General features: G+C 68.1%; 18 protein-coding genes. 8 read left to right on the top strand and 10 right to left on the bottom strand.

Going from position 1 to position 22,530, the window contains the following annotated elements; all coding sequences use genetic code 11:
* Nucleotides 1–37: 37 nt before the first annotated feature.
* Nucleotides 38–1,585: a DUF5010 domain-containing protein gene (locus FB559_RS40405; RefSeq protein WP_185792707.1), complete on the top strand. Its 1,548-nt coding sequence runs from the start codon at nt 38–40 to the stop codon at nt 1,583–1,585.
* Nucleotides 1,586–1,640: 55 nt separating this feature from the next.
* On the opposite strand, the gene FB559_RS40400 is transcribed toward FB559_RS40405, so the two are convergent.
* The 3 genes from FB559_RS40400 to FB559_RS44400 form a co-directional block, all read right to left on the bottom strand.
* Nucleotides 1,641–1,847, bottom strand: a complete 207-nt coding sequence (locus FB559_RS40400; protein WP_141962858.1) for an EF-hand domain-containing protein — start codon at nt 1,845–1,847, stop codon at nt 1,641–1,643.
* A gap of 128 nt (nt 1,848–1,975) precedes the next feature.
* Complete coding sequence (locus FB559_RS40395) at nt 1,976–3,217, bottom strand: chitinase (RefSeq protein ID WP_141962857.1); 1,242 nt, start codon at nt 3,215–3,217, stop codon at nt 1,976–1,978.
* Nucleotides 3,218–3,402: 185 nt separating this feature from the next.
* Nucleotides 3,403–3,567, bottom strand: a complete 165-nt coding sequence (locus FB559_RS44400; protein WP_185792706.1) for a hypothetical protein — start codon at nt 3,565–3,567, stop codon at nt 3,403–3,405.
* Between the two features lie 716 nt (nt 3,568–4,283).
* Between FB559_RS44400 and FB559_RS40390 the strand changes: the two genes are divergently transcribed.
* The 3 genes from FB559_RS40390 to FB559_RS40380 are packed head-to-tail and all read left to right on the top strand — an operon-like array spanning nt 4,284 to nt 9,194.
* Complete coding sequence (locus FB559_RS40390) at nt 4,284–4,589, top strand: DUF5663 domain-containing protein (protein ID WP_141962856.1); 306 nt, start codon at nt 4,284–4,286, stop codon at nt 4,587–4,589.
* Nucleotides 4,561–6,915: a P-loop NTPase family protein gene (locus FB559_RS40385; RefSeq protein ID WP_141962855.1), complete on the top strand. Its 2,355-nt coding sequence runs from the start codon at nt 4,561–4,563 to the stop codon at nt 6,913–6,915. The genes FB559_RS40390 and FB559_RS40385 overlap by 29 nt, the downstream gene beginning before the upstream one ends.
* Nucleotides 6,912–9,194, top strand: a complete 2,283-nt coding sequence (locus FB559_RS40380) for a hypothetical protein (RefSeq protein WP_141962854.1) — start codon at nt 6,912–6,914, stop codon at nt 9,192–9,194. Before FB559_RS40385 ends, FB559_RS40380 begins: the two co-directional genes overlap by 4 nt.
* A 722-nt stretch (nt 9,195–9,916) precedes the next feature.
* On the opposite strand, the gene FB559_RS46520 is transcribed toward FB559_RS40380, so the two are convergent.
* On the bottom strand, nt 9,917–10,054 hold the full coding sequence (locus FB559_RS46520) for a MerR family DNA-binding transcriptional regulator (protein WP_342781051.1): 138 nt from the start codon (nt 10,052–10,054) through the stop codon (nt 9,917–9,919).
* A gap of 224 nt (nt 10,055–10,278) precedes the next feature.
* On the opposite strand from FB559_RS46520, the gene FB559_RS40370 reads away from it, so the two are divergent.
* The 4 genes from FB559_RS40370 (at nt 10,279) to FB559_RS40355 (ending at nt 14,821) form a co-directional block, all read left to right on the top strand.
* Nucleotides 10,279–11,634, top strand: coding sequence for an MFS transporter (locus FB559_RS40370; protein WP_141963302.1), 1,356 nt, complete (start codon nt 10,279–10,281; stop codon nt 11,632–11,634).
* A 73-nt stretch (nt 11,635–11,707) separates the two neighbouring features.
* Nucleotides 11,708–12,337 carry an alpha-ketoglutarate-dependent dioxygenase AlkB gene (locus FB559_RS40365; RefSeq protein ID WP_141962853.1) on the top strand — a complete coding sequence of 210 codons (630 nt, stop codon included), beginning with the start codon at nt 11,708–11,710 and terminating at the stop codon, nt 12,335–12,337.
* A gap of 366 nt (nt 12,338–12,703) precedes the next feature.
* Complete coding sequence (locus tag FB559_RS40360) at nt 12,704–13,543, top strand: lysozyme (RefSeq protein WP_221640682.1); 840 nt, start codon at nt 12,704–12,706, stop codon at nt 13,541–13,543.
* 135 nt (nt 13,544–13,678) lie between these two features.
* Nucleotides 13,679–14,821 (top strand): glycoside hydrolase family 3 N-terminal domain-containing protein, encoded by a 1,143-nt coding sequence (locus FB559_RS40355; protein WP_221640681.1) that lies wholly within the window; start codon nt 13,679–13,681, stop codon nt 14,819–14,821.
* A gap of 49 nt (nt 14,822–14,870) precedes the next feature.
* Here the strand turns inward: FB559_RS40355 and FB559_RS40350 are convergent, their stop codons facing one another.
* The 6 genes from FB559_RS40350 to FB559_RS40325 all read right to left on the bottom strand — a co-directional run bounded on the left by FB559_RS40350 (nt 14,871) and on the right by FB559_RS40325 (nt 22,460).
* The gene (locus FB559_RS40350; RefSeq protein WP_141962852.1) at nt 14,871–15,725 is read right to left on the bottom strand and encodes an NAD(P)H-binding protein; all 855 of its coding nucleotides are present in this window, start codon (nt 15,723–15,725) and stop codon (nt 14,871–14,873) included.
* Between the two features lie 58 nt (nt 15,726–15,783).
* The gene (locus FB559_RS40345) at nt 15,784–16,257 is read right to left on the bottom strand and encodes a pyridoxamine 5'-phosphate oxidase family protein (protein ID WP_141962851.1); all 474 of its coding nucleotides are present in this window, start codon (nt 16,255–16,257) and stop codon (nt 15,784–15,786) included.
* Nucleotides 16,258–16,418: 161 nt separating this feature from the next.
* A complete protein-coding gene (locus FB559_RS40340; RefSeq protein WP_141962850.1) occupies nt 16,419–17,384 on the bottom strand; it encodes a lysophospholipid acyltransferase family protein in 966 nt (321 codons plus the stop codon).
* Entirely contained in the window at nt 17,381–18,958 is a 1,578-nt protein-coding gene (gene larAH / locus FB559_RS40335; protein ID WP_221640680.1) for an NPN-dependent hydroxyacid isomerase, LarAH14/15/16 family, read from the bottom strand. The genes FB559_RS40340 and larAH overlap by 4 nt, the downstream gene beginning before the upstream one ends.
* A gap of 11 nt (nt 18,959–18,969) precedes the next feature.
* The gene (locus FB559_RS40330) at nt 18,970–20,166 is read right to left on the bottom strand and encodes a zinc-dependent alcohol dehydrogenase (RefSeq protein WP_141962849.1); all 1,197 of its coding nucleotides are present in this window, start codon (nt 20,164–20,166) and stop codon (nt 18,970–18,972) included.
* The gene (locus FB559_RS40325) at nt 20,163–22,460 is read right to left on the bottom strand and encodes an HAD-IB family hydrolase (RefSeq protein ID WP_141962848.1); all 2,298 of its coding nucleotides are present in this window, start codon (nt 22,458–22,460) and stop codon (nt 20,163–20,165) included. Before FB559_RS40325 ends, FB559_RS40330 begins: the two co-directional genes overlap by 4 nt.
* Between the last annotated feature and the right edge of the window lie 70 nt (nt 22,461–22,530).

Raw genomic sequence — 22,530 nt, 5'->3', positions numbered from 1 at the left:
TCCGGGCGGTCGCCTCCGAGCCCCAGAGGAATCACTCATGCGCGGAAGACGCCGCTCATCCTTGTACGTGACCGCGGCCGTGGCCTCGGTCGCCGCCGTCGTGCCGCTCGCGCCGTCCGGCGCGCAGGCCCCAGCGGGGGCACTGCCCGCGCGCGCACCGGCCGCGACCTCCGGATACCTGGGGGTGACGTTCGGTTTCTCCGGTACGACCCTGCACGGCGGACCGTACGAGAACCAGGGCAATGCGGTCTACGGCATCCCGATGTTCAAGGCGACCTCGGACGAGAACGCGTTCTGGGACAACTACGTCGAGGAACTGCTGGCCGCGGGCGTCGACTTCGTGGCGCCGACGATCCGCGGCTACATCCCCGGAAAGGAGCAGTACAACGGCGGCGGCGACACCCGCAAGCTGGCCGGGCTGGTCGCGGCGATCAACCGGGCCGGCGCCGCCGACCGGCTCAAGATCAGCGCACTGGACGACACTCCGGCGTCGCTGACCGACAAGAAGAACCTCGACAAGCACAATGCCGGCGGGTACAGCCCGCCGTTCGACGTCGGGGACGTGAACGGCACCGGCGAGGGCGGCCTCAAGTACTGGTGGGACAACAACCTGCGGGCGTTCTTCCAGGCCGTGCCGGACAACATGCGTTTCAAGATCGACGGACGGCCGGTCATCTACGAGTGGTCGCTCAACGACTTCGCCTTCAGCGACCAGGACAACGGCAACATCACCAAGTTCGTGAACGCGATGCGGCAGAAGGCGAAGGCCGAGTTCAACGTCGACCCGTACCTCATCGCGGACCAGTCCTGGACACAGCAGGACCCGAGCAGCGCCGCGGTCGTCGACGGCGTGCACGCGTGGTTCCCGGTGCCCGGCGGCGAGACGATGACGACGTTCAACGGCCGCTCGTACGGCGTGACCGTGCCCGGCTTCCACTTCGCCAGCGGCTCGACGAACATGAACATCGACGCGAACCACGGTCAGACCCTGGCGGGCAACCTGCAGAAGACGGCCGGCTCCGGCGCGTACGCGACCCTGGTCGAGGGCTTCAGCGACTGGGAGGAGAACGCCACGATGTGGCGGACCGAGCCCGGGACCTACGACCAGCGCCGGTACGACTACCCCAACCAGATGATCAATATCCTGCGCCGGTACTCGCGGAACCCGTACCCGGCCGACCTGCGCGTCCAGGCCGAGTCGGCGGACGGCTACCAGGACACCACGGCCGGAAACCAGTGGAACCTCTACCGCGACGGTGACATCGACGTCGAGAAGACGACCGACACCGGCGGTGGCTGGGACGTCGGCGGCATCGCGAGCGGTGAATGGCTGCAGTGGCAGGAGATCCCGCTGCAGGGCTCGGTGACACTCAAGGCGAGGGTCGCCACCACCGAGGCCGGGCGGCAGTTGCGGTTCGTCGTCGACGGTGTCGCCGGACCGACGGTCACCCTGCCGAACACCGGAGGCTGGCAGACGTACCAGACCGTGAACGCCGGCACGTTCAGCCTGGCCGCCGGCAGCACCCACACCGTGCGGGTCGAGTTCGTGAGCGGCCCGCTCAACCTCAACTACTGGACGAACTGATCCCCGCGGCCGGGCGTGGTCGCGCCACGCCCGGCAGCAGCGGCAGGTCCGTACGTCAGGCGTTCCACGCCTTGGTGAACTCCGCCTGGTTGATCTTGCCGTCGTTGTCCTGGTCCGCGTGGCCGAAGATCGAGTCGATCTCGTCGCCGGTGACCTGCTCGCGGCGGGCGGTCATGGCGAGCTTGAACTCCATGGCGGTGACGTAGCCGTCACCGTCGTAGTCGAACTCCTGGAACGTCTTGGCGGCTTCGTCCTCGGGCATGGTCACAGGAACTCCTGGTGTTCGCGATGCTGCGGCGTCTGCATGAAAGCACACAAACCTATCGCCGCATGCGAAAGCGGCGGCCGGCGGGCGAGTCGCCCACCGGCCGCCGGCCGCGCGCTGCCGGGTCAGCTGCACGGTCCTTCGTCGGTCCAGACGTCGGCCTTGCCGGGCGTCTCGCCCTGGGTCCACCACTTGGCCTTGTAGGTGTGCTTCGTGTAGGTGACCTCCATGCCGCCGGTGTAGACGCTGGAAGCGCTCCACGCCGGCGCCGCGCAGGTACCCGCCGGAGGGTCGGTCGGCGGGGGAGGCGGGGTGGCGCCGCCGAACCTCGCGGTGAACTTGGTGAAGTCCCAGGCGCTCTGCGCGACGCTCGAGCAGGTGCCGGAGGTCTGCCCGTTGTTGTCGGGCGTGCCGCACTGCCGGTCGCGGTTGACCGACCAGTACGTGTAGCGGGACAGGCCGTGCGAGGTGGCGTAGTCCAGCACGGCCTGGAAGTCGGCCTGCCGGAAGTACTCCCCGGTGTCGGACCGGCCGTTCATCAGGGAGACGCCCTCGCGCGCGTACGCGGTGGCGCTGCTCCAGCCGAACGTGCTCATCAGCGTGGAGTGGAAGCCCTCCAGCGCGCTGATCTGCGCCGCCGAGCCGCCGAACCCGCCGTCGAACGGCATGATCGCGTAGTTGGCGGGCGTGAAGCCCTGGCTCTTGGCCTCGGCGAGCATCTGCTTCCCGAACCAGCCGGTGCCCTCGCCCCCGGTCGTACCGGCCGTGGTGACCGAGACGTAGAGGCCGGAGTTGTTCTGCTGGAGGATCTTCGCCGCGCCGATCTCGTTGTGGATCGCGGCCGCGTTCTCGTACTCGGGCTCCTCGAGGTCGAAGTCGATCGCCTTGAGGCCGTACTTGGTGATCACCTGCTGGTACGCCGCGGCGGTGGAGGACGGGTCGCCGCAGGTCTGGCCGAGCTTCGTGCCACCGTACCCGCCGATCGAGACGGTCACGTCACCACCGGCCGCCCGGATGCCGTTGATCACCGACGCGGCCTGCGTGTCGGAGGAGACCGGATGGGTGCCGTCCCAGGTCGGGCTGCATCCACCGCCGCTCGGGGCGAGGATGAACGCGAGCTGGAACGACTTCTGCCCGGTCGCGCTCATCACCGGGCCGAGGTCGGGCGGGCTGTTGTCGAACGGCATGACGTACGGCGCCGCGCCGTACCAGTTGCCGCCGAGCGCCGCGGCGGCGGCGGGTTCACCCGCGGCGGCCTGGCCGGCGAGGCTCAGCGCGGAGACGGTGCCGAGCGCAACGGTGGCCGTGGTGACCGCGGCGGCGACGAGCCTGCGCCGCCGTCCGGCGATGCGTGCCTTCCATCGCATGTCGTTTCTCCTTCGGGGGGATGACTTACGGACCGGCCGTAGTCCTGGCGGGGACCGAACCGGGGGCGGAAGCGTCTCTTAAGCTTCTCTTAGGAAACCTTCCTATTGGATATTCGGGAGAGTACCCCCAAAGGCGGCGCCCGAAGCGCCGTACGGAGAAGTCGCCGAAAGCCGGCGGCGCGCGCTCAAGGAGACGCGAGGCCCGACGCCGTACGGCGGTAGAGCGGGTCGGCGACACAGCCGGAGCGCGCGTGGTGCAACTGGCGTATGCGCCATAGCGCGCCGCTGCCCTGGTACGCCGAACTCAGGGCCGCGTCCAGGACGCTACGGTCGGCTGCGGCTACCAACAAACACGCATCACGGCCTACTAGGCGGTGGCTCTTCTGCTCACCGGAACAGTGATCTAGGGACTCCACCAGCCGCACCCAGTCGAGCCCGCCAAGGCATCGCATTCAACGCCCTCGTCTACACCCCCGACCTCCTCTGGTCGATCACCGACCTTGGCGGGAGAGGTTTTCGACCCCACGGCATCTACCAGTGGCTCGCTTACTTGTTCATCGCCGTGGGCTGGACTCTTGCCACAATGGTGGTCGTCGGCATTGGGTGGGGCGTCAGTTGTCAATAGCTCCCTTGTCGACGTTCGCTGCCGCATACCGGTCGGCCAGTTCGTTAATCGGCATTTCGGACAGGATGGAAACGCTCCTCGCTATGCGACAGCCGGTTTGATGTGCGGATTTCTTCCATCCCTGAGTTCAGGGATGGCACGTCTCGCGGAGACGTGTTCCCATTGCCTCGAATGATCGACATCGACGCATGTAGTGGGATGGGAAGAAATGGGACGGGGGCATGGCATCGTAGTCGATAAAATTGATGATGCTCTGCTGCTGGTTCTCTTGCGTCCCAAAGCTAGGATCCTCTGGGCTGCAGCTCGAAGCCGGAAGGTATTACCTCTCAAAGGAATATTTATTCCTCGTTGCCGGCAGGGGAGCGTTGATGCCTCTGGTTCGACGACTATCGACCGATGAGGCTTGGATCGTCACGATAGGAACTTTCGAAGGTAGTGTTCATGATTACGCTGAGTCCCGAGCTGCTAAGTGACGCAGGCTTCGTCAACATGACGGAAGAACAAGTCCGCTTGGCGCTACAAGACATTTACAACACACTCGAATTGCGGGTCGGAAGACGCCTCGCGAACAAGCTGACCCAGGTACAGCTAGCCCAGTTCGAAAAGCATATCTCAGCGAACGATGAGCGGGCCGCCCTCGGCTGGCTAGACGACAACTCCCCCAACTATCGCGAGGTCGTCCATGAGGAGTATCAGTTGATCATCGAGCGTCTGAACGGTGCGATTGAAGCTGGTGCCCGTGACTGAGCATGCGAGTCGTGCCTTCATGGAGGGCGACGCCGCAATTCCGGATGGCGTCCGGGACGTGGTGTCGGCACTGCGCGACCTACTCGGGGATGTGACCCCTCCGCGGCGGGTCAAAATCGACGATGATCCGGTCAGGGCGGCCTTCGCCCGGGGGACCAATCTCGAGGACGAATCGGTCGTCGGCATCTCTGGCGCTCGGGGCTCCGGGAAGACGACGCTGCTCATGGCGCTGTGCGTTGAACTCCTCAGTGATCAGAAGTACATCGTGCTGCCGTTGATTCGGCCGGAAATGTTCCGCGCCTCCGACTCGCTGCTGTCGATCATTGTGAGCCACGTCCGGACGATGATCGAGGCCTGCCTGGACGGGCGCGGCGAGAAGACCAGCGACGTGACCCAGGTATCCAGCGTGGTCCAGCGGGCGTTCCGCGCAGCGGTGCTGGCCACCGGCCGGCCCGTGCTCGCCAACACCCTCCGAACTGCCTCGCTCACTCAGTACGCCTTAGACAGCGAGGGTCTGCTCTCATTCCAGGAAAACCTCGTGCCTAGCGTGGCCGCGCTGATGCGGCTCCTGCGCGAGGTGGCCAATCGTGACCGTGACGCCATCGTCGTCATCCCGATCGACGACGGTGATCTAGTGCCGCGGCGCACCCGGGAAATCATGGAGGACCTGCGAATCATCCTGTCGGTAGGAGGCGTCGCGCCGGTAGTTTGCATGTTCCGCGACGACTTGCGGGTGCATCTGACTGCCGACCTAGTGCATGACTTCGGTGTTTCGGTCTCCGGCGCACACGCCGAAAGACTGGCGGTGCGGCAGATCGACAAGCTGATTAGCCCGGCGCGTACTGTCTCTCCGCCGTACCTCCGCTATGAGCGCCGAATGGCTTTCACACCTATCGGCGAGACGGTACCGCTGTCCGATCTGCTGTTCGAAATCTTCCGGCGGCTCGATCCCAATGGCGGGACGGCCGAGGAGCTCGTCACGTTTCTCTCGCAGGCGTCCGACCCTCATTTAGAGGAACCTGTGACTGGCATCTCCTGGCTGCCTGAGACGCCGCGGCGGCTGCAGAACCTTTGGCGGGTCTCCGATCAGCTAGTGCGGGCTCTGCGCAACAACGATACACCCAGTATCTCACCGTGGCTCAAGCACTTCGTCGATATTGTTGCGCAGGATGCGGAATACGGAGTGCGCCTGGACATCGAGTCGGTCGAGTCGGCCCGCAAGGGGGTGCCAGTGTCTGTTAAAGCCTCGGCGGCTTGGACCAAACTCAATCTATCGGTGCGGCCAATAGGGATGTGGACAAATACGATCGATGAGCCACTTGGAAAAATTCGCCTGCGACGGTTTGGCGGTCCGGTCGGTGACGTTGGCAGCGACGGGCCCGGTCAGGGTCAGGCGGGTAACGGTGCGGTCGAAATTCCGTTCGCCGATGTGGCCAGCGCCTTGTTTATCGAAGACCTATTTCGACTCTCCGCATTCCAGCCACGGCGGCCGACCGGCCCGGCTCATCTGATTGTCAGCGACTTCAGCTATCTCCAGGAGATCAAACTCCTGCAGCAGGACACTGACGATCTCTTTCTTAGCATCCCGATTTCCTATGGTGCGACATATCTGAGCCGTTCGCAGAAGACATGGAACGCGCTCGTACTACGCACCCAGCAGAGTTGGGCGGCCTGGAATAACTACGAGCGGTTGATCACCGACTATATCGGCCTGGTTACCACGATGTGGTTGGATGGCGAGGACATCGGACCAGGGGCATCGCTGCCCACGCTGGCCGAGGCGGTCGATCGGGCAGGCGTGCGATATCTGCAGTACGTCGCCGAGTTCAAGCGCAACTCTCTGGTTTTTGATGACTACAGTCCCGGAAAAGCATTCTGCTACTGGTATGAGATGACGCTGCCTCGCTGCTTCAACGAGCTGTTCATCGCATCAGAACCGCTGAAGTGGATCATCGCGAACTGGTCGGCCACGCTGACGCGAGGCGGGCGATCATCGCGTGCCCTAGAGGAGCTGCGGCAGCTGTTCCGTGATCGGGTCACAAAAAACATGAACCCGCCGCAGCGCCCCGGCAATGATGGTCTATGGCTGGTCGGCTATCGGCAACTGTTGGAGTACGTCAGCGAGGAACTGCTCTCTCTTGTAGAGCCGCTGACCGGTGACTATGACAAGCGCCGTGCCCGCAGCGCGCTGGGCAGGGCGACGACAAGCGAGTCCGTCGACATCACCGACAGGCGGGGCAATTACGAGTACGCTGCGCGGGCCAACGACACGGGTACCGCTAACCTCGCACTGATCTCCACGATTATGGCGGAGCTCCGCCAATGACCGACCCTCAGATCGCTGCGTTCCTCGCGGCCCATATGGCGCAGCGAATCGAATGGCTCGGCCTCAGTGGATACGAACTTGCCAAGGCGGCGTTGCTGAACGGCTCCGATCGGAGCCATTTCGAACTAGCTCGGATGGGCCGAGGCGAGCTGGTCGGGGTGGGACACGATCTGCCAACCCGCATTGCCGAGCAGCTTGATAGCACCGAGTACAACCATCTCAAGCTATGCGCGGTCGCCACCAACTACGAACGGTATGACCTCGATTTTATGTTCCCGTTCGAGCTTCTCACCGACCGCAGCGACAACAGCGCGATTAACCCTGCGGAGCTCGACATCGATCTGGCCGACTCGCACCTGCACTCGGGCGCGTCGATGGGTTTGCTCACCTTGCTCGGCCTGACCGTTAACGCCCGCACCACTGACAAGGGAATGCGCGAACTCTCGGCGCATGACGGTGTGGGGCAGCCGTTCGCAATTGCCGCGCTGATCTACGGGATCCGCGTCGCCATCATCTACCTGAATTACGTCCGCAGCGGCGGGCTGATCGATCTCGAGCCGGTGATCCTCGAATCGATCCGGGTCGGGCGGTACTGGCGCGAGGTGACCGAACTCGCCTTATCGGTTTCGCGTTACCCTACCGATTCGCCGGACTCAGTGTCGGGGCTAACCTGGGAGGTCCTAGAGGAAGCCGCGCCGCACTGGCCAGTGATCGACTCACCAGCCGACCTGATCCGCGCCAAGCTTAAGGAATTCGCCGACGCTGAGGTGCTGGAGGACGGCGACCTTCTAAGCGGTTTGATCATCGCATGCACACATTTGACGAGGTTCCTGCGCGCACGTCCTGGCGAAGGATTGCCGATATTCGTCGACCGATTCGAGCAAATGGGACTGCTACGCGACGGTGCTATCAGCGAACTCAAGGGGCTCGCGTTCGCTGGGGCGGTAGACAATGTTATGCACTCGCCACGGGTGTCCTCGGCTGAGTTCCGCAAGTCAGTGACCGTCCAACCGTTCTCGACTCCCGCCAGTCTCGAAAAGAAGATCTTGAGTAGCCTTAGGAGCCATTTAAGCGGCTTCTCGCGTAGTGCGGCCGTGGCCGAACGTGCTCGTGCTTTGTCGGTCCCGATGACCTTCCTCCGGCAGGGCGACTGGTCCGGATCTGCCCAAGCGCCCTACCTCTTGTACGACTTCGCGCGTTACTGGAATTTGGCGCTCGCCATCGAGGGACTGCTTGAGCAACATGAGCCCGTCCGGTCCATGCTAACTGCCGTGGACGTTGTCGGTGACGAACTGACCACCCCGAATTGGGTGTTCGTACCACTCCTAAAATACCTACGTGCCCTGCCGCACGGGCTGGTGACCAACAGCCATGCCGGGGAATCGTTCCTCTGGCGGATGCAGGGCCTCCGAAGTGTGGGCGAGCTGATCTTTCCAGACCGAGTGGTCGACCGAATCGGTCATGGGCTTGCCCTGGACGCGACGGTCGCTGAATTCGTGGCCCCCCGCTGGCCACGCGAGCTGCACCGACGGGCTGTCCTTGAGGACCTCTGTTGGCTCTCAGAGGTGGCACCATATCTGTCGCTCGGCGACGACTTCGCCAATGGCGCTCGCGAACTCCTCGACGACCTAGTGGGCGAGTCGGGCCTAGCCATGTACGACGTGGACTCGGACAGCCTGCTGGCTGCGTGGCTGGCGCGCCGCGATATCGGCGGTTACCGACTGCACTTGCAGGGTGAGACGCCCAGGCGTCTGGCTGCACAGATCAACGACCCGCCAACGGCCCTGAAGGCATTTCACCCCGACTGGATGAGCCCAGTCGGCCGCGCGCTCGTCTTCTTGACCCACGGCGGACCGAAGGCGCTGCATTGGCTGGAACGGCCGGCAGGTCCTGGCCTCGCGTCACGCTTCCGCCAATTCTGCGAACGATATGAAGAACCGGTCGCCGCCGGACTGCGCCGCACGCTTGCGGCTGGCCGGGAAGCGGGCGTCGTGGTCGAGTCCTGCCCCACCTCCAACATGCGCCTAGCTGGCCTGCCGTCGGCCCGCTACCTGCCGATCGCCCGCTGGCAGCAGGACGGTCTGGCGGTAAGCGTTAGCTCGGATGACCCTCTGATCTTTGGCAACACGGTGGACCGCGAGTTCGGCGTGCTTCGCACCGCAGGTATCGGCATCGACTTTGATGACCTGGGCCGGGTTTCGCGGGAAACGTGCTGCAACGGAGCGGCGCCACGGTCTAACGCGGAGTACCGCCAACTGGCCGACTGGACCGGTTTTTAGCAATGGCGGTCTCGTTACTCGTCTTGCCGCGTCCAACTTACTAAAATCGACCTGTCTCTATCCATGGATCAAGCGGTCCGCGATCGCGCCTGCCTTGATGCCGGCCACGACATTGTATGTAAGGGTTGGAGCGATTACCGTCGCTGACGGGATGCAGGTCAGTGGTACCGGTTGGCGGTGCCGACTTCCCCCGCTGATAGCGCGGGTTCGATTCCCGTCACCCGCTCAGTGTCGGCATCGGCGCGGAACCCTCGTTGTGGGGGTTTCGGTCTTCACGCTCCCGCCGGTCTCTGTCGGCTGAGAGCGTGCCTTGCAAACGTGCTCCTGAACGACCTGAATGCTGACCTCGGCGAGCTGAGGCACACGATCGAAGGGCATCGCTCCTCGTCGGCGACGCGCTGCTTGACCTCCATAAGTCGGGTGGTGGCGGCGGGCAGATCGGAGGCGAACGCGGCCCGGACTTCTCAGCTCGGAGGTACAGATCGGTGCCGGTGGTGCGGTCCTGGGCTGGGGTCGCGCACCGGCGTCCAGGTAGGCGCTGATGGCATCGCGGTTCCTGGAAAGGCAGCGGATTCGCGAGTCCATCCGCTCGCGATGGCGCTCGAGGTCCGCGATGAGTTCCGGGGTCGCGTCCGTGACGTGGATCGTGCAGGATCATCGAGGTAGGGGAGGATCTGCCCGGTGATCCTGGTGGTCAGGCCCGCGTCCAGCAGGCCGCGGATCTACACGATGCGGTTGAGGAGACGCTCGGGGTAGCCGCGGTAGCCGTTCGGCGTCCGCCCGGGGGCGAGCAGGCCCTGTTCTTCGTAGTAGTGCAGCAGGCGCGTCCGTCGAGACGTTGGTGCGCTCGGCCATCTCACCGATCCTCACGGCGGCGCTCCTCCCCCGGCTTGCCTTCACACTAGTGTCAATGTTCGACCAGGGCCCTCCACTCACGTGGAGGACAGACATGTCGCGCGCGGACGTCGGCCGGAACCGGCCGGGCGAGTGCCCTCGGGCATCTCGGCCGACCGATCGTCGTCCATCGCACGTACCCTCGGCGGGATCCCTGTCTCTCCCCGCGACGGAGACGTTCTTGAGCGTTATGACAGCGGCGGCGCCGGTCACCCAGCGCCGATCCGCCACACTGGCCGTGCTGTCCCTGGCCCAGTTCCTCATCGCCCTCGACTACTCGATCATCTATATCGCCCTGCCCAGCATCGCCGGCGACCTGGGCCTCGCGCCGGCGCTCGCCCAGTGGGTCATCAGCGCGTACGCGGTGCTGTTCGCCGGGTTCCTCGTCGTCGGCGGGCGGCTCTCGGACCGGGTCGGGGCGGCGCGTCTCTTCATCGGCGCCATCATCATGTTCGGGGTCGCCAGCGCGGTCGGCGGCGCGGCGCAGGACGGCACCGTCCTCCTGGCGGCGCGCGCCGCCCAGGGGCTCGGCGCGGCCCTGCTCCAGCCGGCCGTGCTCGGTCTCATCGGCACGACCTTTCCCGCGGGGCCGGAACGCAGCAGGGCGCTCGCCGTCTGGGGATCGGTCGGCGCGTCGGGGCTCGCCGCCGGCGCCATCCTCGGCGGTCTGCTGACGACGGCGTCGTGGCGGCTAACGTTCTACGTCAACGTCCCGCTCACGCTGCTGTGCGCACTGGGTGCGGCGGTCTGGGTCGGCCCCGCACGCGAGCACGTCCCGGCGGGCCGGATCCCGATGCTTGCCTCGGTGCTCGGCACGGGCACCGTCCTCACGCTCGTCCTCGGGCTCACGCTCGGCTCCGACCGCGGCTGGGCGGCCGCGCCGACCGTGGTCTGCCTCGGGTCCGCCCTCGCGCTGTTCGCGGGGTTCGTCCGCAACGAGAGGGTCTCCGGCAACGTACTGATCGAGCACGTGCTGCGGCGTACGCGCTCGCTGCGTTCCGGTGCGCTGGCGACGGCGCTCTACATGGCGAGCGTCGGTTCGGAGTTCTACCTGCTCACTCTTCTCCTGCAGTCCATGAAGGGGTACACGCCGTTCGAGGCGGGGCTCGCGTTCCTCCCGCTGGCCGTCATGGTCACCGCGGGCGGCACCACGGCGGGCCGGGCCGTGCGCCGGTTGGGCGCCGGCACGGCCCTCGTCACGGGGTTCGCCATCGCCACGGCCGGCCTGCTCTGGCTCGCGGTCACCCTGCACGGTGACTCGTACGCGGCCGACCTGCTGCCGGGGCTGGTCCTCAGCGGGTTCGGGCACGGGATCATCTACACGTCGATGTTCATCATCGGCACGCACGACGTGCCGTCCGCGCACCAGAGCACGGCGGGTGCGCTGCTGACCACGTCCCAGTACCTTTCCGGGGCGGTCACCGTCGCGGTGCTCACGCTCACGCTCGGCCCGTCGCCGGACTACGCGAGCTTTCGGATCGCCTTCCTCCTCACCACCGGCGCGGCGACCGCGGGACTGGTCCTCGCCGCGTCGCGCCGCCACTGACGTTCCCCGGCCGTGGTCGCGCGAGCCCATGGGTCTTCGAACACCTGTTTGAACTGGGGCGTACACTGGTGCCATGACGCTTGCGCTCCAGGGCTCGCTGCTGGACTGTGCCGACGAGGTCGGCCTGGGTGAGCTCGGCTCGTCGGTACGGCGCACGGTCCTCGACCGCGGAGCCTGGATCGACCTGCGGCCGGGCTGGCTCACCGGCTCCGACACCCTTTTCGACCGGCTGGCCGAGACCGTGCCGTGGCATGCGGAGAGGCGGCACATGTACGACCGTGTCGTCGACGTCCCGCGGCTCCTGAAGTTCTACGACGAGGACGAGGCGCTTCCCGACCCCGTCCTCCTCGCCGCCAGGGAGGCGCTCGGCGCGCACTACGCCGACGAGCTCGGCGAGCCGTTCCGTACGGCCGGACTGTGCCTCTACCGCGACGGCGCGGACAGCGTGGCCTGGCACGGTGACCGCATCGGACGCGGTAGCACCGAGGACACCATGGTCGCGATCGTCTCGGTCGGTGCCCCGCGCAGCCTGCTGCTCCGCCCGCGCGGCGGCGGCCACGCGCTGCGCCACGACCTCGGCCACGGCGACCTCATCGTCATGGGCGGCAGCTGCCAGCGCACCTGGGAGCACGCGATCCCCAAGACCGCGCGCCCGGCGGGGCCGCGGATCAGCATCCAGTTCCGTCCCCGCGGAGTTCGCTGAGACTTCGCCGGCACGCCGTACGCCCGGTCGGCGCGGGCCCGCCTCTCCATCGCAGCCTGGATAAGGCCGTCACCGTGTGACACGCCGGAGGCTGCCGGATCCGGCCAATTTCACCGGCCCTCGGGAGCGGTCCGGCCCCGCTGACCTGGGGCGTGGGGGAGAACTACCAACCCGACCCGGATAGTTGGGATAATTTTCCACCTTTTCCTGAGCCGCCGCGCAAGATATCTACGTACTAGCGGGTGTGGTGTACGACCGGAAGGAGCCATGCCCATCCGCCGTATCCCGCCGACGTGACCGGCCGCGCGAGTGTCCGGCCGCGGAGTGCACGACAGTCCCCAGGTCTCCCCCTCCTTGGAGGATCACGTGGCACTACTCAGACGCTCTCCCCGGACGGGGCGTAAGTCCCGCCTGGCAGCCCTTTCGGTCGCGACCGTGGTGTGCGGTGCGCTCTTCGCCGCCGCCCAGCCCGCCGGCGCCTCGGCCGACCCCGTAACCCATCCGGAGCGGGACTGGCTCGGCTCCCAGGTGGCCAGGCATGTGCCGGATTCCGGCAAGGTGCTGCTCCGGCCGGCCGTCGCGCAGACCCCCGGCCTCGACGTCAGCAGCTGGCAGGGCAACGTCAGCTGGTCGGCGGTCGCCGCCAACGGCGCCAGGTTCGCCTACTCCAAGGCGACCGAGTCGACCAACTACACGAACCCGTACTTCAGCCAGCAGTACACCGGCGCGTACAACGCGGGTCTCGTCCACGGCGCGTACCACTTCGCGACGCCGAACACCTCGTCCGGCGCGGCCCAGGCCGACTACTTCGTCGCGCACGGCGGCGGGTGGTCCAGGGACGGCAAGACATTCCCCGGCATGCTCGACATGGAGTGGAACCCCTACGGCGCGGCCTGCTACGGGCTGTCCGCCTCCGGCATGGTCAACTGGATCCTCTCCTTCAGCAACGAGTACCACGCCAAGACCAGCCGCTGGCCGGTCATCTACACGGCGACCAGCTGGTGGAGCCAGTGCACCGGCAACACGGGCGACTTCTCCTCCACCAACCCGCTGATGCTCGCCAACTACAACGGCTCTCCCGGCCCGATGCCCTACAACTGGGGCTTCCAGACGATCTGGCAGTTCGCCGACGCGGGCACCTTCCCCGGTGACCAGGACTACTTCAACGGCGACTACTCGCGCGTCCAGGCGCTGGCGAACGGCTGAGCCCATGACGCCGGACCCGTCCGGCCCGAGGCATTCTCCCCCCGGCGTGAGCCGAGGCCCCCGCACCGCCGCTCCGCGGCGAGACCACAGAGGAAGAGAGGCAGCGCATCCCCTCCGGCGCCATTACCGGAGCCCGTGCGCGCACACGCGATGAACGACAACTCCATGACCCGGCGCACCGCGATGATCGCCGGCGCCGGTGCCGCGTTCGCCACCCTCGGCCTGACCGGCACCGCGCGCGCCGCCGTACGAAGCGTGGCACCGGCGGCGACCCTGACCCCCGAGCAGCAGGCCGGGCAGCGGATCATCTACTCCTACTCGGGCACGGCGGTACCGCAGGCCATATTCGACGCGATCACCGCCGGGAGAGCGGCCGGCGTCATCTTCTTCGGCGACAACATCTCCAGCCTGAACCAGATCAACTCGGTGTGCGAGGACCTGAAGGCGGCCAACCGCTCCAGCCCGGTCACCGCGCCGCTCCTGCTGATGACCGACCAGGAGGGCGGCCAGGTGCGACGGCTGCCGGGCGGCCCGACGATGTCGGAGAAGCAGATCGGCCAGTCGTCCGACCCGCTCTCGGCCGCCAGTGACGCCGGCGACGTGGCCGGCCAGCTCCTCGCCAGCGTCGGCATGAACGTCAACCTCGCCCCGGTCCTCGACGTGTACCGCACCGCCGGCGACTTCGAGGACCAGTACGGGCGGTCCTACAGCAAGGACCCGGCCGTCTGCGGGCAGCTCGGCAGCGCCTTCATCACGGCGCAGCAGGCGTACAAGGTGGCGGCGGCCGCCAAGCACTTCCCCGGCCTCGGGTCGGCGACCGCGAGCCAGAACACCGACTCCAAGCCGGTGACGCTCACCGCCTCCGCCTCCACCCTGCGCTCCGTGGACGAGGCGCCGTACACTCCGGCGATCAGCGCGGGCGTCAAGCTCGTCATGCTGTCGTGGGCCACCTACCCGGCACTCGACCCCGACTTCCCGGCCGGCCTGTCCTCGACCATCATCCAGAACGAGCTGCGTGGCCGCCTCGGCTTCAAGGGAGTCACGATCACCGACTCCCTGACCGCGAACGGCCTGTCCAACTTCGGCACGACGGCACAGCGCGCGGTGTCGGCCGCCAAGGCGGGAATGGACCTGCTCCTCGTGTGCGGGGAGAGCCCCACCAACGGCAAGAACGCACTGACCGGCCTGGCCAACGCACTGCGGAACGGACAGCTCAGCCAGACGACGTTCGACGCCGCGCGCAACCGCGTCACGAGCCTGCGCACCAGCCTGGCCTGAGGTGCCGGGCTCTGGCGCGGCCACGTGATCGAGGCGCATGGCCGGCGGCTCAGCGGAAGTCGTCGGCGTGGTCGTGTACCCATTGAGTGAAGGAGCGCCCCGGCCGGCCGGTGACGGCCTCGGCGGTCGGGGGCCCCATCTCCGACGGGGGCGCGTACGGCAGGACGGTCAGGGGTTCGTCGCCGTCATCGAGCCCGAGGAGGAACCTGGCGTTGGCGGCGGCGAGGCCACCCGGGCGGAGGTACCGCTCGCGTGCCTCCTCGGGTTCGACGACCACGAGCCGGATGTCCTCGCCGATGGCCGCCGCTATTCTCTGGATCTGGCCGCGGTGGCCGATCGGGTCCGGTCCGGTCACGTCGTACGCGGCGCCGGCGTGGCCGTCCTCGAGCAGCACGGTCGCGGCGACGTCGGCGATGTCCGCCTCGTGCGTCGGGTACCGGCCGATATCGGGAAACGGGTCGTAGACGACGCGTTCGGCGCGGATCAGCGGCCCCCACAGCCAGAGCATGTTCAGCGCGAACTCACCCGCGCGTACGTGCGTCCACTCCAGCCCGGACTCCTCGGCGGCCCGCTCCACGAGGCGATGGAAGTCCGTGTCGGCGCCGCCGGTGACGGCACCGGAGGACAGGACGGCGACGCGGCGCACGCCGGCGCGCCGGGCGAGCCCGACCACGGCGTGCGCCGTCGCGGGGACCGGGAACAGGTAGAGCCGCTCGACGCCGTGGAAGGCCTCGGCGAGTGTGCCGGGTTCGGTGAGATCGCCCCGTACCACCGTGACGCCCGCGGGGAACGCAGCGCGCGCCGGGTCGCGGGTCAGTGCCCGTACGTCCTCGCCCGCCTCGACGAGCCGGTCGACGACGAGCCGGCCGATGTGGCCGGTCGCCCCGGTCACCAGCGTCGTCACGGTCGGCCTCCCGGCTTTCGGCGCGAGCCGTTCTCGAAGGCCGCCGCGAGTGAGCGTCTCACTCTCGCCGGGCGTCGGCGAGTAGGTCACGCTGACGCCGCCAGGACGCCACCGCCTGCTCCTGGTCCTCGGCACGGAAGGTGATCCCGCTGGTCACCGGCATCCCCGCGTGCGCGTCCGCCCGTGCGACGGTCGCCGTCAGCTCGAAGCACTCCAGGCCGGCGTCCTCCGGGACGATCAGCCGGGCCGGGCGCGTCCACACGTAGGTCACCGAGCCGGGGGAGACGGCGGCCAGGAGTGCGGTGCCCCCGCGGCCGAGATTGCCGGCCGTACGGGTACCCGGCCACAGCGCGACCCGCAGGGTCCGCTCGTCGTGGACGAGCAGCTCACCGACGCTGAGCATGCTGATCCGCGGGCCCCCGTCCTCGTCGGTCGTGACGAGCAGGAACGCGGGCTGGTCCGGTGGACCGAGCGCGTCGTCGCCCAAGGCCCGGACCAGCTCGGCGGGGAGGCGGTCCTGCGGCTCATCCATGTCAGGTGTCCCCCTGTCCGGCCGCGCCCGATCAGATCGCGCGCTTCACGCGTCGTGTAGGACTCGTCGCCCGGTCGTGCCCCCGTGTCCGCCGGGAACACGCGGCGGCCATGAACGGAACGAGGGTGGCCTCCGCGGCGGAGGCCACCCTCGTTCCGGCGTCAGTCGCGCCAGACCTTGCGGCGCTTGTCGGACAGCGGCTGGGTCGACGCCCAGATGCGGCGCCAGTGCGACACCTGGTCGCCCGACCCGTTCTGCCCGCCGTCCTGGTTCGCGAGCGCGCCCGGGCGGACCGGGCGGGCACCGCCCGGCAGCTCGAGGGCGTCGTCGGCGGCGGCGCGCAGGGCGCCGTACCAGCCGAGATCCTCCTCGGCCGCGAGCTGGCTGACCGCCTTGGCCATCCGCACACGGAAGGCGCGTACGTCCTCGCCCTCCTCCGGGACGAGCGGGCGGCCGTAGCGTACGGTGACGCGCGGCTTGCCCGGCTGAGGCCAGTTGCGTCCCCGCGGCATCGCGGCGTACGAACCCCGCAGTGCGATCGGCACGCACGGGATGCCCTTGGTCACGCACAGCATCGCGGCGCCGAGCTTGAACGGGTTGATCCAGCCGTCCTCGGAACGCGTGCCCTCGGGGTAGAGCAGCAGGCTCCACCCGTCGTCCACGAGGTCCAGGGCGAGGCTGCGCAGCCGTCGCGAGCCGTACCGCTCGACCGGGAACGCGTTGAAGAAGATCGCCGTCAGTGTCGCGCGCCAGCGGACGTCGAAGAAGTAGTCCGACGCCGCGCCGACCGCGACGCGGTCGGCGAACCGCTCCGGCAGCGAGCCGAGGATCAGCGGGGTGTCCAGGTGGCTGGAGTGGTTCGCCACGAACACCACCGGTCCGCGCACGCCGTCGAGGTATTCGGTGCCCTCGATCACCGGCGTCGTCTGGCGGAACGCGACCGGCTTGAGCAGCGTACGGCGCAGACCGGACCGGACCGCCACGGCCACCCGCGTACGTGCCCAGGCGGTGGGGAAGTCGCGTCCCTCCTGCTCGATCATGTGCGGCTCGGCCGACTGCGGCACCGTGGAGCGACCCCGCCAGTCCCGCCCATGACGCAGCAGCCGGACCTCCCTGCGGAGGCTCATCGCACGTCCGCCAGCGTGAGCGGCGGGGCGTGCTGGTAGGTGATCGACGGGCTGGAGCCGACCGTGTCCTTGGCCATCTCCAGAGCGTCCGCGAGAGTCGTGGCCGAGCGGAAGCCCATCCGGGAGGTCGTCTTCCGGTTGCCGCCCACGAAGATCACGTCACCCAGGTGCTCCAGCGCGTGAGCGCCCCAGTACCACATGTAGAACGGGTGCACGCCGTGGTAGGCGTAGCTGTTCCGGTAGAGCTGGATGTACCAGGGGTCGTTGGCGAACTGCTCCTCGTACTTGGTCTCCAGCAGCACCGGGTCGGTGCTCTCGGTGAGGATCTCCTCGAAGAAGTCGATGTAGCTCGGGTGGTGCACCGGGTGGAACTCGTTCGGCACCGGGTGGTAGAAGATCGCCACGCCGCCCTGCCGGACGATCGGCTTGTTCTTGTACAGGTTGAAGAAGTAGCCGAGCCCGAGCGACATCACCAGGATCGGGTTCATCACGGAGTTGACGTTGTACGGGCAGACGTAGGGCAGCCCGTAGATCGCCACGTCGGACTGGCCGTTCACCTCGGTGAGCTGCTGGCGGTGGACGTTCTCCAGCGTCAGCGGGTGCACCTCGGACTGCTCGCCGGCGTGCACGCCGGTCACCCCGTACGGCGCGGCGGTCGACTGCCAGATCCGGCGCCGGGTCTTGGCCGGCAGCAGCTCGTTGGCACGCTTGACCGCGACGTAGGACGCCTGGTCGCGGACGTTCCACTCCCACTCGCGCTTGTTGAGGAAGCCCATCGAGGAGGGGAACGTGTTGTTGTTGACCGTCGTCTCGACCGTGAAGACCTTGACGTGATCGTCGATCACGCCCTTCATCCGGTCGTACGAGTGGTGCATCGCGGAGTTCGGCGGGTCGTTGAAGGAGTTCGAGTGCCGAAGCGTGTGCACGTTGTGGTGGTGCTTGAGGCTCTTGTAGCTCGCCAGGCCGACCGAGACCGACTTGGACCCGCCGCTCATCGCGGTGAGCGTGATGTTGACGTAGACGATCAGGTCGCTCTCGGCGGCCCGACGGTTGATCTCGACGTCCTCACCGTGCTTGGTCTTGCCCATGTGCAGGAGGTTGTCGTGGTCTTCCGCGTCATGGTTCTTCAGGTGCTCGGGGAAGAACGCCTGGAAGACGCGGTCACCGACGGTGCGCCTCAGCTCGGCCGGGGTCATCCGGCGGTGCAGCGCGTTGCCCGCGATCAGCTCCACGTCGTCGACGCCCTTGGCCGCGGCCATCTCGAGCACCTGCTCGATGATGCGCTGGCGTACGTCCGGTGTCTGCATCTGTGGCAGCGGCAGCGACAGGTCGTCGAAGACGATGGTCAGCCGCATCCCGGGCGTCAGCAGCTCGGGGAGCGGTTCGGTGCCGTGCGGGTTGAGCAGCGCGTGCCGGATGGCGGCGTCGACGTTCCGGATCCCGGGCAGGGAGTCCGGCGGGTAGATGACCTTCGCCCCGAGCGGCAACCGCTCCAGCCGGAAGCCCTCACCCTGGTGCATGAGCAGCGGTGGAGTCCGCTCATCCACGTCGAGTACGAAGCCTGGTCTGCTCACTCGTAACCTTCCTAACGGGCCGGATCAAAGGCGACTTTGACGGTGCCGAGACGTCCCGCATCGGCAGCGTGGTTGATGGCCTCGCGCCAGCGGGCGAGGGGATAGGTCGTACCGACGTAACCGTCGAGGGGCGCGGTGCCGGCGAGCCTGATGGCGTCGGCGAAGTCCGCCCCGTCGGCGCCGGAGCAGTAGGCCCCGACGAGCTCCAGCTCGCGGTACCACAGAGGCGTCAGGTCGACCCCGCCGTTCGGCATGCCGGACACGACGACCGTGCCACCCGCGCGTACGAGCCGCAGCGAGGTGTCCAGGCCGCTCGAACCGCCGGTGCACTCGAAGGCGACGTCGACGCCGCCCAGCAGGAAGTCGCCGCCGATCTCGGGCGTGTGCATCCGCGCGGCCGTGACGCGCCGCAGCGCGCGGATCGCCTTGCGCGGCTCGATGACCGCGGTCGCGCCCAGGGCCTTGGCCTTCTCCTGCTGGTGACCGTGCTTGGCGACGACGTACACCGCACCGACCTCGGTGAGCTCGCGCAGCGCCAGCAGCGTGAGCAGGCCGACGGTGCCCGCCCCGATGATCACTGCGGTGGAACCGGGCGCGACCTTCACGCGGCGTACCGAGTGGACCGCGCAGGCGAGTGGCTCGGCCAGCACCGCGCGCTCGTCCGGAAGCTCGTCCGGCACCGCGTGCAGCTGGCTGGCGTGCGCGACGAACTGCCGGCTCCAGCCGCCGCCGGTGTCGGCGCAGCTGCCGGTCTGCAGGCCGGCCGAGATGCGGCCGGTGGTGATGTGGTCACAGCGGCTCTGATGGCCCGACGCGCACCAACGGCACTCCGGGGTGCCGCGGGCGACGCAGGACAGCACCGGGTCCATGACCACCCGCGTGCCCTTGGGCATGCCGGGCAGGTCGTCCTGGGTCTCGCCGACGACCTCGTGGCCGGGGACGAACGGCATCGAGGTCATCGGGGACAGGTACGGGGAGGAACGCCCGGTCAGCAGCCCGAGGTCGGAGCCGCAGATGCCGGACAGCCGTGGCGTCACCCGGGTCCAGCCCTCGCCGGGCAGCTCGGGCGCCTGGCGGTTGATCAGGCGCAGCGGCGAGACGTTGCCGGCGATCATGCCGCTCATGCGCCCGCCGAGCTTGGTGGCGGTCAGGCTGCGAGCGGCGATGAACCGGCCCGGCGACCGGTGGTATTCGAGCGCGAGGATCATCGGGCGCTCACCGCTCCGTTCTTGAGGGTCCCGATAGTGTCGATCAGCACGTCTCCGCGTCCACGGGTGTGAGTGCCCCATTCGTAGATGCGCCAGTGCTTGCGCTTGGCGTGGCGGTACAGCGACGGGTCCGGGTTAACCGCCGCGGGGGTGCCCACGGCCTCCAGCAGCGGCCGGTCGGAGTAGCTGTCCGCGTACGCGTACGAGCCCTCCAGGTCGATGCCCGTGTCGCTCGCGTGGCGGCGCAGCCAGGCGGCGCGTGCCTCGTCGACCAGCGGCGGGGAGTCCAGATAGCCGGTGAGCACGCCGTCGCGGGTGTGCATCCGGCTCGCGACGACCTCGTCGAACAGGCCCGCGAGAGGCCGGACGAACACGTCCACGGTGCCGGTGATCAGGATGGTCTTGTGCCCGGCGGCGCGGTGGGCGCGGATCCGGCGTACGGCCTCGGGCATGACGCGTTGCAGCAGGGCGTCGCCGAGGACGTCGTCCACGAGGTCGCGCAGCTCGTCCATGCCGGCGCCCTCGTAGCGGCGCAGGAACGCGCGGACGAAGTCGCCGCGGTCGCGGCGCTCGGCCCGCAGGTACTTGGGGAGCGAGCGGGCCAGGTCGGCGAGCTCACCGCTCCACTGGGACCGCGGCAGCGACGACATGCGGGCCCACAGATAGGACTCGATCAGGTTGGAGGCGACGATCGTGCCCTCGAGGTCGAACACGGCCGCGACGTCGGTGCGCTCCGGCAGCGAGGGAGTGACCGTGCGCCTGCTGCCGCCGCGGCTGCGCGAGAAGCCGCGCATCAGCTCGGTGACGCTGGGGGAGTGCACCTCCTGCAGGTAGTGCGCCCAGTCGATGTCCGACGGGTCGAAGCCGTCCTCCTCGGCCAGGTCGGCCGGGATCAGGCGGTGCAGCGCGTTGGTGCGGCTGTCGTCGTAGATGACCTCGGCCGCGGTGTAGGCCTGGTAGAGATCGGAGTAGCGGCGCAGGAAGTCCAGGTTGGACTGCTGCCGGTGCACCGCCGTCATCCAGTCGCGGGTCTTGGCCGAGGCGGGCAGCCGCAGCAGCGCACGCTCGGCCATCGAGGTGGCGCGCTCGCTGCCGCTCAGCATCATCTCGACCTGGCGGGCGCCGGGGAACCGCCACACCGGCACCTGGACGTGGCCGCGCTCGCCGGCCGGCATCGGGTGCCGCTGGAAGTAGGCGCGGACGTTCTCGTACAGGCTGCGGAAGGGCAGCGGGTTGCGCGAGCCGGAGCCGACGTGGAAGTAACCGGTGGTGCCCACCTCGGGCGGGGCTGCGGCGACCGCGAGGGTCGCGTTGACGACCAGGTCGACCGGGATGATGTCGACCACGCTGTCGGGCAGGCCCGGGAACTCCGGCAGGACGCCGCGCCCGTACGCGATGATCAGCGGGTCGGCCATCTTGTAGCCGTCGATCCAGCCCGGGTACGGGTGGCGCAGCGAGCTCTCGACGATGGCCGGCCGGACGATGGACAGCCGGCGTTCGCCCCACATCTCCTCGGCCGCACGCTCGCCCAGCGCCTTGGTGAAGGTGTAGACGTCCGGCCAGCCGAGGCTCTGCGCGCGTGCGCGGCCGTAGTCGACGAGGCGGTCGGTCACCCATTCCTGCCGGGCCTCCTCGGCGGCCGAGACGACCGACTGGGGGCCCGCCTTGCGGTGCTCGCCCTGGGCGCGCGACATCGACTTGCGCAGCACCTCGGGCCGGCGCGAGTCGCGCTCGACGTCGGTGCGGGCGGCCAGCGCGCCGGACAGCTCGGTGCGCCAGTCGACGGTGTGGTCGAGGCGGTCCTCCGGCACGACGCCCTTGCGCACCCCGGCGACGTAGGCCGTGGACACGTGCACGACGTGCGGGTCGGCGCCTGCCTTGTGCAGGGCCTCGTACAGGGTCACGACGCCGGAGACGTTGGTGCGGAACGCCTCGTCGATGGGCGGGTCGAAGGAGACCGTGGACGCGCCGTGGATCACCACGTCGAGGTCGCCCGGCAAGGTGACCTCGCCCAGGTCGCCCTCGATGACATTGACGCGCTCGGCCGCGATGCGGCGCAGCTCCTCCTCGCCGATCTTCTCGCGCAGCCGGCGGAAGACGGGCTTGCGGAGCAGGCCGTCGAAGCGGCGCTGTGCGGGCTGGCCCGGCCTCGGCCGGATCAGCACCGAGACCCGCACTCCCGGATAGGAGGACAGGAGCTTCTCGAGCGTCGCCTGCCCGAGGAAGCCGGTGGCGCCGGTCAGCAGAAGGTGTGAGCTGTCGAGACGACGGAACTCAGGTCGGTCTGGCGTCATCCGCTGGCTATCTCCGATCGTGGGCATGAGCCGTCCCGTCGCGAGCTGTACCGGGCAAGACTAACGGCTG

Origin of the sequence: Actinoallomurus bryophytorum, from assembly GCF_006716425.1 — a bacterium.
GTDB classification, from domain to species: domain Bacteria; phylum Actinomycetota; class Actinomycetes; order Streptosporangiales; family Streptosporangiaceae; genus Actinoallomurus; species Actinoallomurus bryophytorum.
The sequence above is the reverse complement of the archived record's forward strand: the minus strand, read 5'-3'. Positions and strand labels throughout refer to the sequence as shown.